The 8,494-nt window shown below is 60.9% G+C and carries 9 protein-coding genes and 1 pseudogene; 1 reads left to right on the top strand and 9 read right to left on the bottom strand.

Annotation, left to right across the window (positions count from 1 at the left end; translation table 11 throughout):
- The 9 genes from E2583_RS17545 to E2583_RS17505 all read right to left on the bottom strand — a co-directional run.
- Positions 1–481: GTP-binding protein (locus tag E2583_RS17545; RefSeq protein ID WP_291597497.1), on the bottom strand; the 481-nt coding region annotated here is incomplete at its 3' end.
- A 180-nt stretch (positions 482–661) separates the two neighbouring features.
- A complete protein-coding gene (gene fusA, locus E2583_RS17540; protein WP_291597496.1) occupies positions 662–2,770 on the bottom strand; it encodes an elongation factor G in 2,109 nt (702 codons plus the stop codon).
- 145 nt (positions 2,771–2,915) lie between these two features.
- Positions 2,916–3,389, bottom strand: coding sequence for a 30S ribosomal protein S7 (gene rpsG, locus E2583_RS17535; RefSeq protein ID WP_003059438.1), 474 nt, complete (start codon positions 3,387–3,389; stop codon positions 2,916–2,918).
- A 168-nt stretch (positions 3,390–3,557) separates the two neighbouring features.
- The gene (gene rpsL, locus E2583_RS17530; RefSeq protein WP_003059441.1) at positions 3,558–3,935 is read right to left on the bottom strand and encodes a 30S ribosomal protein S12; all 378 of its coding nucleotides are present in this window, start codon (positions 3,933–3,935) and stop codon (positions 3,558–3,560) included.
- Between the two features lie 237 nt (positions 3,936–4,172).
- On the bottom strand, positions 4,173–5,345 hold the full coding sequence (locus tag E2583_RS17525; protein WP_291597495.1) for a D-alanyl-D-alanine carboxypeptidase family protein: 1,173 nt from the start codon (positions 5,343–5,345) through the stop codon (positions 4,173–4,175).
- A gap of 151 nt (positions 5,346–5,496) precedes the next feature.
- Complete coding sequence (locus E2583_RS17520; protein ID WP_291597494.1) at positions 5,497–6,135, bottom strand: alpha/beta fold hydrolase; 639 nt, start codon at positions 6,133–6,135, stop codon at positions 5,497–5,499.
- 152 nt (positions 6,136–6,287) lie between these two features.
- Positions 6,288–6,644, bottom strand: coding sequence for a (2Fe-2S) ferredoxin domain-containing protein (locus tag E2583_RS17515; RefSeq protein WP_291597493.1), 357 nt, complete (start codon positions 6,642–6,644; stop codon positions 6,288–6,290).
- 11 nt (positions 6,645–6,655) lie between these two features.
- Positions 6,656–7,753 (bottom strand): VanZ family protein, encoded by a 1,098-nt coding sequence (locus E2583_RS17510; RefSeq protein ID WP_291597498.1) that lies wholly within the window; start codon positions 7,751–7,753, stop codon positions 6,656–6,658.
- 57 nt (positions 7,754–7,810) lie between these two features.
- Complete coding sequence (locus E2583_RS17505) at positions 7,811–8,227, bottom strand: CopD family protein (protein WP_291597492.1); 417 nt, start codon at positions 8,225–8,227, stop codon at positions 7,811–7,813.
- 131 nt (positions 8,228–8,358) lie between these two features.
- Here E2583_RS17505 and E2583_RS17500 point away from each other — a divergent pair.
- Positions 8,359–8,494, top strand: a pseudogene (locus tag E2583_RS17500) (porphobilinogen synthase); the annotation flags it as partial.

Raw genomic sequence — 8,494 nt, 5'->3', positions numbered from 1 at the left:
ACTTGGACAGCAGCTCGCGCACTTCCATTTCGACCAGTTCCAGCAGTTCTTCGTCGTCCACCATGTCGGCCTTGTTCAGGAACACGATGATGTAGGGCACGCCCACCTGACGCGACAGCAGGATGTGCTCGCGGGTCTGGGGCATGGGGCCGTCAGCAGCGGAGCAAACCAGGATAGCGCCGTCCATCTGGGCGGCACCGGTGATCATGTTCTTCACATAGTCAGCGTGGCCGGGGCAGTCCACGTGAGCGTAGTGGCGGTTGGCAGTTTCGTATTCGACGTGCGAAGTGTTGATCGTGATGCCACGAGCCTTTTCTTCGGGAGCGTTGTCGATCTGCGAGTAGTCCTTGGCTTCGCCGCCGAAGTGCTTGGACAGCACGGTGGCGATGGCAGCAGTCAGGGTGGTCTTGCCGTGGTCAACGTGACCGATGGTGCCCACGTTCACGTGGGGCTTGGTACGTTCGAACTTTTCTTTTGCCATGATTTCTCCGAAAGAGCAAAAACCTGTGTGATGTTTAAGGTCTGCACCTCATTGCTGATTCGCCCCGCACAGGAAACAGGACGGCATGGGATCGCAGACCGGCAAAAATCGCGGCAGCCCGCAAGGGACTGCCGCGATTGGAAGCCGTAGATTATGACGGATTCGTCAAGCCTGCGTCAATTACTTGGCGCGGGCAGCCACGATGGCTTCAGCCACGTTGCGAGGAGCTTCAGCGTAGTGCTTGAATTCCATGGTGTAGCTGGCACGACCTTGGGTCATGGAGCGCAGCGAAGTGGCGTAGCCGAACATTTCGGACAGAGGCACTTCGGCCTTGATGGCCTTGCCGCCACCCACCATGTCGTCCATGCCCTGCACCATGCCGCGACGGGAGGACAGGTCACCCATCACGGTACCGGCGTAGTCTTCAGGCGTTTCCACTTCCACAGCCATCATGGGTTCCAGGATGACGGGGTTGGCCTTGCGGGCAGCTTCCTTGAAACCGAAGATGGCAGCCATCTTGAACGCCATTTCGTTCGAGTCCACATCGTGGTACGAACCGAAAGTCAGGCGCACCTTGACGTCCACCACGGGGTAGCCGGCCAGCACACCGGAAGTCAGTGCCTCGATCACGCCCTTTTCCACCGCAGGGATGTATTCGCGAGGAACCACACCACCCTTGATTTCGTCGACGAACTCGAAGCCCTTGCCGGCTTCCTGGGGTTCCAGAGTCAGCACCACGTGACCGTACTGGCCCTTACCGCCGGACTGACGAACGAACTTGCCATCCACGTCCTTGACCGTGCTGCGAATGGTTTCGCGGTAGGCCACCTGAGGCTTGCCCACATTGGCTTCCACGTTGAATTCGCGCTTCATGCGGTCAACGATGATTTCCAGGTGCAGCTCGCCCATACCGGCGATGATGGTCTGACCGGATTCTTCGTCGGTACGCACGCGGAAGGAAGGATCTTCTGCAGCCAGACGCGACAGGGCGATACCCATCTTTTCCTGGTCGGTCTTGGACTTGGGCTCCACAGCCTGTGCAATCACGGGCTCGGGGAACACCATGCGCTCCAGCACGATAGGTGCAGAGATGTCGCACAGGGTTTCGCCGGTAGTCACATCCTTCAGGCCCACGCAGGCAGCGATGTCGCCGGCACGGATCTCTTCCACTTCCACGCGGTCGTTGGCCATCATCTGCACGATACGGCCGATACGCTCCTTCTTGCCCTTGACGGCATTCAGAACGGTCTCACCCTTGGTCAGCACGCCGGAGTAGACGCGCACGAAGGTCAGCTGGCCCACGAAGGGGTCGGTCATCAGCTTGAAGGCCAGAGCCGAGAACTTCTCAGCGTCGTCGGCCTTGCGGCTCAGCTTCTTTTCTTCGTCATCGGGGTCGGTACCGGTAACGTCAGGAATGTCCACAGGAGCGGGCAGATAGTCGATCACGGCGTCCAGCATGCGCTGCACACCCTTGTTCTTGAACGCAGTGCCGCACAGCATGGGCTGGATTTCGGTGGCCAGGGTACGCGTACGCACGCCGAGCTTCACTTCTTCTTCAGACAGAGTACCTTCTTCCAGGTACTTGTTCATCAGATCTTCCGACGCTTCGGCAGCAGCTTCCACCAGGTTTTCACGCCACTTGTTGGCGGTTTCCACCAGTTCGGCGGGGATGTCCTGGTACTCGAACTTCATGCCCTGGGAAGCTTCGTCCCAGATGATGGCCTTCATCTTGACCAGGTCGACCACGCCCTTGAAGTTGTCTTCGGCGCCAATGGGGATCACCACGGGCACGGGGTTGGCCTTCAGGCGCAGCTTCATCTGGTCGTAGACCTTGAAGAAGTTGGCACCGGTACGGTCCATCTTGTTCACAAAGGCCAGACGGGGCACCTTGTACTTGTTGGCCTGACGCCACACGGTTTCGGACTGGGGCTGCACGCCACCCACGGCGCAATACACCATGCAAGCACCATCCAGCACGCGCATGGAACGCTCCACTTCAATCGTGAAGTCCACGTGGCCGGGGGTGTCGATGATGTTGAAGCGGTGCTCGGGATAGGACAGATCCATACCCTTCCAGAAGCAGGTCACTGCAGCGGAAGTGATGGTGATACCACGCTCTTGCTCTTGCTCCATCCAGTCGGTGGTGGCAGCGCCGTCGTGCACTTCGCCCAGCTTGTGGGTCACACCGGTATAGAACAGGATACGTTCTGTAGTAGTTGTCTTACCTGCGTCAATGTGAGCGGAAATACCGATGTTGCGATAGCGCTCAATGGGGGTCTTGCGAGCCATGATGGATCCTTGCTTGATCGTATGGGAGTACTGCCGGCCCCGCATTGTGCGCAGGAGGCAGCAGCTCTATATGGGGGCGCTCAGAATCGACACAAGGCCGCAGCAAGTTTTTGCATGCGGCCCTGTATCTCGAGCGAGATTCCGATTAGAAGCGGAAGTGGCTGAAGGCCTTGTTGGCTTCGGCCATACGGTGCACTTCGTCACGACGCTTCATAGCGCCGCCACGGCCTTCCGTAGCTTCCAGCAGCTCGTTGGCCAGGCGTTGAGCCATGGACTTCTCGCCACGCTTGCGGGAGGCTTCCTTGATCCAGCGCATGGCCAGAGCCAGACGACGGACGGGGCGCACTTCCACGGGCACCTGGTAGTTGGCACCGCCAACACGGCGGGACTTCACTTCGACCATGGGCTTGACGTTGTTGATGGCAACAACGAAAGCTTCCAGAGGGTCCTTGCCAGGATGCTTCTTCTCGATCAGGTCCAGAGCGCCATAAATGATGCGCTCAGCAACCGCCTTCTTGCCGCCTTCCATGATCACGTTCATGAATTTGGACAGCTCTACATTGCCGAACTTGGGATCCGGCAGGATTTCACGTTTGGGGACTTCGCGACGACGTGGCATTTTTTACCTCTATCTTTGCTTCAGTTGGCATCTTTTCAGATACCGCGAGAGCTATTCAAAACTCTCACTTACTCGACCCGCACAAAACATTCGTGCTCAGGGCCACTACGTTTGACCGCGCCAGTCAGGCGAATCAAACACCGTTTGTTTTCAAAAAACCAGGGCTGATTACTTAGCCTTAGGCTTCTTGGCACCGTACTTGGAGCGAGCTTGCTTACGGTCCTTGACGCCTTGCAGGTCCAGGGAACCGCGCACGATGTGGTAACGCACACCGGGCAAGTCCTTCACACGGCCGCCACGCACCAGCACAACGCTGTGCTCTTGCAGGTTGTGGCCTTCACCGCCGATGTACGAAATCACTTCGAAACCGTTGGTCAGACGAACCTTGGCCACCTTACGCAGAGCCGAGTTAGGCTTCTTGGGAGTGGTGGTGTACACACGGGTGCACACGCCACGGCGTTGGGGGCAGTTTTCCATAGCAGGGCTCTTGGATTTAACAACTTCGACCGTGCGGCCCTGACGCACGAGTTGGTTAATGGTTGGCATTAATTAAACGTCCCTAAACGTGAATTTGCTTCGTGAAAGCAAAAGGTTTATCCGCAAAAACAGATGCTGATGCGGAAACGTGAATCCCTTCGGAAATTCCGAAAAGCCCTCGAATGTACCAGCTTGTGCAAATCAGCACAACTGCCCGCAGGCAATAGCCCCGCAGACTGCAAGGTGCCGCGCCCGGTCGTTCAGGGGCTGCCGCTGGCAGGAGCGACCTCCCGCCAGCCCGGGGAATTACTTGATCCAGAGGCGGATGGTGTCCCACAGACGGCCGAAGAAGCCGGCCTGCTCGACCGCCTCAAGCGCCACCAGAGGCACCTCTGCCACCACATCCGCCCCTGACTTGACCTTGAGCACCCCCATGGACTGCCCCTTGGCAATCGGAGCGATCAGCGGATCCTGGCGCACCACCTCGGTGGTCAGCTTGCCGCCCGTGCCCGAGGGCACGGTGACCACCACGGCGCCGTCGGCCTTGCCGATCTTGACGGCATTGGATGCGCCTTTCCAGACGGCGGGAGTTGCCACGGGCTGATCGGCATCGAAGAGCTTGACGGCATCAAACGCGGTGTAACCCCAGTTCAGGAGCTTCTGGCTTTCGTTGGCGCGCGCCTTTTCGCTGGCCGTGCCCAGTACGATGGACAGCAGACGACGCTGCCCCACATTGGGCAGATCGCGCTTGGCTGTGGCCACCAGGCAGTAGCCGGCGGCATTGGTGTGGCCGGTCTTGAGGCCGTCCACGGTAGGATCGCGGAACAGCAGCGCATTGCGGTTGCTGCCGTTGGACGCGGGCGTACCGGGGTAGCTGTACTGCTTGGTGGCGTAGTAGTGCATGTACTCGGGGAAGTCATGCATCAACCGCTGGGCCAGGATGGACAGATCACGCGCCGTCGTCAGGTGGCCGGGCTCGGTCAGTCCTTCGGGGTTCTTGTAGCTGGTGTTCTTCATGCCCAGGGCCTTGGCCTGGTCATTCATCATCTTGACGAAGTTCTCGGCCGTGCCGCCCACGGCCTCTGCCAGGGCCATGGTGGCGTCGTTGCCGGACTGGATGATCATGCCGCTGAGCAGATCATTGACGGGAACCTGCATCTTGGGGTCGATGAACATGCGCGAGCCGGGCATCTTCCAGGCACGCTCGCTCACGGGCATGCGCTGCTCCAGCGTGATCTTCTTGGAGCGCAGGGCATCGAACACCACATAGGCCGACATCAGCTTGGTCAGCGACGCCTGCTCGACGGGAGCGTCGATGTCCTTGGCCCCCAGCACCTGGCCGGCAGTGACATCCACCAGCAGATAGTTACGGGCAGCAATTTCGGGAGGAACAGGGGCCGCCACCTGTGCCATGGCAAACACGGGTGCCACTGCGGCAGCAACGGCCATGACACGCAGTGTGGAGTAGATGGGCTTCATGAAGAGGGCTCTCGCTAAAGCAAAGGTAAGCGCGGTGATTTACCGTCGGAAACGGCCAATACCAAGGATATACCTCGGCTTGGCGCTATGAAAAGGGAGTTGACCGAGACGGGGCGGCAATTCAAGTGCGTCCGGGCGTCAGGACTGGCTCTTACAGGGACTTCAGGTGGCGCACCACCAGATTCTTGAGCAAAGGCAATTGTCCGTGAAAGAAATGGCCGACCTGCGGAATCACGGTAACAGGCAGTATCTGCGGGCGCGCCCAGTCCATCACGGCGGACAGCGCCACCGTATCGTCCGCCTCGCCATGCACCACCAAGGTCTGGTCATGGGCCTCGGCGGGCACGGGGGCCACGTCAAAGCGGCTGGCGGCAGTACCGACCAGCACGGCCTTCTGCACACGGCCCTGGCCCCAGAGCTGGGCCAGCGCATGGCTCGCGACAAACGCACCGAAGGAAAAACCGGCCAGAGCGATCGGACCTTCGGGCGCCACCTGCTGCACCACGGCCAGCATATCCTGCAGCTCGGCCTTGCCGGCGTCATATTCGCCGGCGCTGGCACCCACGCCGCGAAAATTGAAGCGTACTGCCGTATACCCGCATTGCACAAAGGCACGCGCCAGCGTCTGGACCACCTTGTTGTCCATGGTGCCGCCAAACAGCGGATGCGGGTGGGCGATGATGGCCACGCCCTTGGGGCTCTGTCCTTCGGCCTGCTGCGGCGCATCGCGCAGGGCTTCGATCGCACCGGCGGTGCCGGTGAGCGTCAGTCGTTCGGTCTGGGAATTCACGATTGCTATCCTCGTTGTAGCTTTTTGCGCTTGCTGTAATTGGGCTGACGCCTGGAAACGCCTAAAGTTCCTGAACGAACACACTTCCCGCGCAGCGAAGCTGTCGTCCCGGCGGGGCCGCCCACGCAACGCCCCCCCGGCGAAGACTCCGGTTATCGACCGACGCTGTCGGGCAGCACCAGGCGCTCGACCACCTTGCCGTTCTTGAGATGGGATTCGACGATTTCATCGATATCGCTGTCGTCGATAAAGGTGTACCAGACGGCCTCGGGGTAGACCACGGCCACGGGACCTCCCGCGCAGCGATCCAGACAGCCGGCCTTGTTCACCCGCACCCGCCCCTTGCCGGCTAGCCCCTCTTCCTTGACTCTGCGCTTGCAGTGGTCAAAGCCCGACTTGGCTCCATGCAGAGCGCAGCAGTCCTCGCCATTGGGGCGCTCGTTGAGGCAAAAGAAGATGTGGCGCTGGTAGTAGCCTCCAGCCTGGTCGTGATTCTGGGTATCGCTCATAGAGTCCCATTCTAGGCAGGCTGCTGCCGGCGCGAGAGTCGAATCACGACATACGCCAGTGTGACGTAAGGCCAGAGCCAGCCCAGCCATTGGCCCAGGCCGTAGAAGCGGATGAAGCGCCCCTGCTCCCAGGCCTGCAGGGTCTGGGCGAAGTAGACATTGGTAGGCGCCTGGTTGAGGATGCTCAGATGCAGCACCAGCACCAGAAGCAATAACACGGCGCACACGCGACGCGAGGCCGGCAGCGCAATCACGGCCAGACCCAGCCCCCCCCAGACACCCAGGCGCACCGGCAGATCCACCCACTCCCAGGCATGAACCGGCCCCCAGCTCAGTGCGGCCGACAGTGCCGTGACGCCCACACCTGCCGCGATCAGCAGCAGCCCCGCCAGCGCGCGGCGGCCCATGTGACGCACGGCACAGTAGGCCAGCAGACAGGGAATCCACAGCCCCAGCATCACACAGAGCATCTCTGTCACCAGCGACAGCGGCGTCAAGGAGAAATCGCCCAGCGGCAGCCAGTCCTCGAACGGTGTGTTCAGCAGCCAGTCCTGCAAGGTGTCGTCAATGCGCTCCAGGACCTGCCCCAGGCCGAAGGGCACGGCCGCCGGAAACAGCAGCGCAAACGGCCACAGCGCCAGCAGCACCAGCACGCCCGCCCCGCCCTCGCCCAGCCATTGGTTGCGAAACGCGCTCCAGCGCGACACCGCCCCCAGCCTCTCCAGCAACGCAGCCAGAAAGGCTCCGATCAGGGTGCCGCCGGCGTTGAGTGCGAGATCCAGGTTGGACGGCACGCGGCGCGGCAGATAGATCTGCAGGAACTCCATGCTCAGCGACAGCAGCGTGCCGGCAAGAAAGGCCAGCGGCACGGCCAGCCTGGGCTGACCCGAGCGCATCAGGGCCAGCGCCAGAAAAAAGCCCAGCGGCGCATAGCCGACGATATTGGTGTTGACGTCGAACCAGGTCCAGTACGGCGGCGGAATCCTGGCAAACAGAAATACGCTGGGGTCGATGCCCTGGGCGCGCCAGCCGTCGAACGGGAACAGGCTGGCAAACACGATGAGCAGGCCATAGACCAGCGACAGCGGCCAGGCCGAGGTATGGCGCATGGAAATCACCGGCACCGAGGTATCGGACACAGTCGCCTCCTACTTACGGCACAAGGCTCAGAAGGGCTTGACCACCACCAGGATCACGGCGGCGATCAGCAGCAGCACCGGCACTTCGTTGTAGAAACGGAACCAGCGATGGCTTCTGCGACTGGTGTTGTCCGCCAGCTTGCGCAGCAGCACGCCGCAGCTGTGGTGATAGCCGATGACGAGCAGCACCACGGCCAGTTTGGCATGCAGCCAGCCGCCTGAGAAGCCCCAGCCCAGCCACAACCACAGGCCCAGGCCGAGTGCAGGCACGGCCAGCATGGTGGTGAAACGCAGCAGCTTGCGCGCCATCAGCAGCAGGCGCTCGCGCTCAGCCACCGAGCCCGGCGTGACCATGGCGATATTGACAAAAATGCGCGGCAGATAGAACAGCCCCGCAAACCAGCTGGCGACAAAAATGATGTGAAAGGCTTTAACCCATAGCATGGGGCCAGTGTAAAGGCCTGCGCGGTGCCGCGGCGTCTGCAGGCCGCGTCTTTACCCGCAATGAGACTGCCGTCATGGAATAGTCACGCAGCTGCAAGCCAAGCCATGGCGAATGGGGCACAATTTTCCCCATGCATTTGTCCAGCCCCACTCCATTTCCCCAGAATCGTCCGCGCCGTCTGCGCCGCGATGCTTTCACCCGCAATCTGGTGCGCGAGAGCGTGCTGACGCCGCACGACTTCATCTACCCCGTGTTCGTGCACGAAG

Source organism: Comamonas sp. (assembly GCF_009360615.1).
Classification (GTDB): Bacteria; Pseudomonadota; Gammaproteobacteria; order Burkholderiales; family Burkholderiaceae_C; genus Comamonas.
This window is presented reverse-complemented; position numbering and strand designations above follow the sequence as displayed.

Excerpts from the sequence above, each read along its gene's own strand:
- E2583_RS17525 (WP_291597495.1), bottom strand. The coding sequence starts at position 5,345 with ATGAAGCCCATCTACTCCACACTGCGTGTCATGGCCGTTGCTGCCGCA.
- E2583_RS17510 (WP_291597498.1), bottom strand. The coding sequence starts at position 7,753 with ATGCGCCATACCTCGGCCTGGCCGCTGTCGCTGGTCTATGGCCTGCTC.
- rpsG (WP_003059438.1), bottom strand. The coding sequence starts at position 3,389 with ATGCCACGTCGTCGCGAAGTCCCCAAACGTGAAATCCTGCCGGATCCC.
- E2583_RS17505 (WP_291597492.1), bottom strand. The coding sequence starts at position 8,227 with ATGCTATGGGTTAAAGCCTTTCACATCATTTTTGTCGCCAGCTGGTTT.
- fusA (WP_291597496.1), bottom strand. The coding sequence starts at position 2,770 with ATGGCTCGCAAGACCCCCATTGAGCGCTATCGCAACATCGGTATTTCC.
- E2583_RS17515 (WP_291597493.1), bottom strand. The coding sequence starts at position 6,644 with ATGAGCGATACCCAGAATCACGACCAGGCTGGAGGCTACTACCAGCGC.
- rpsL (WP_003059441.1), bottom strand. The coding sequence starts at position 3,935 with ATGCCAACCATTAACCAACTCGTGCGTCAGGGCCGCACGGTCGAAGTT.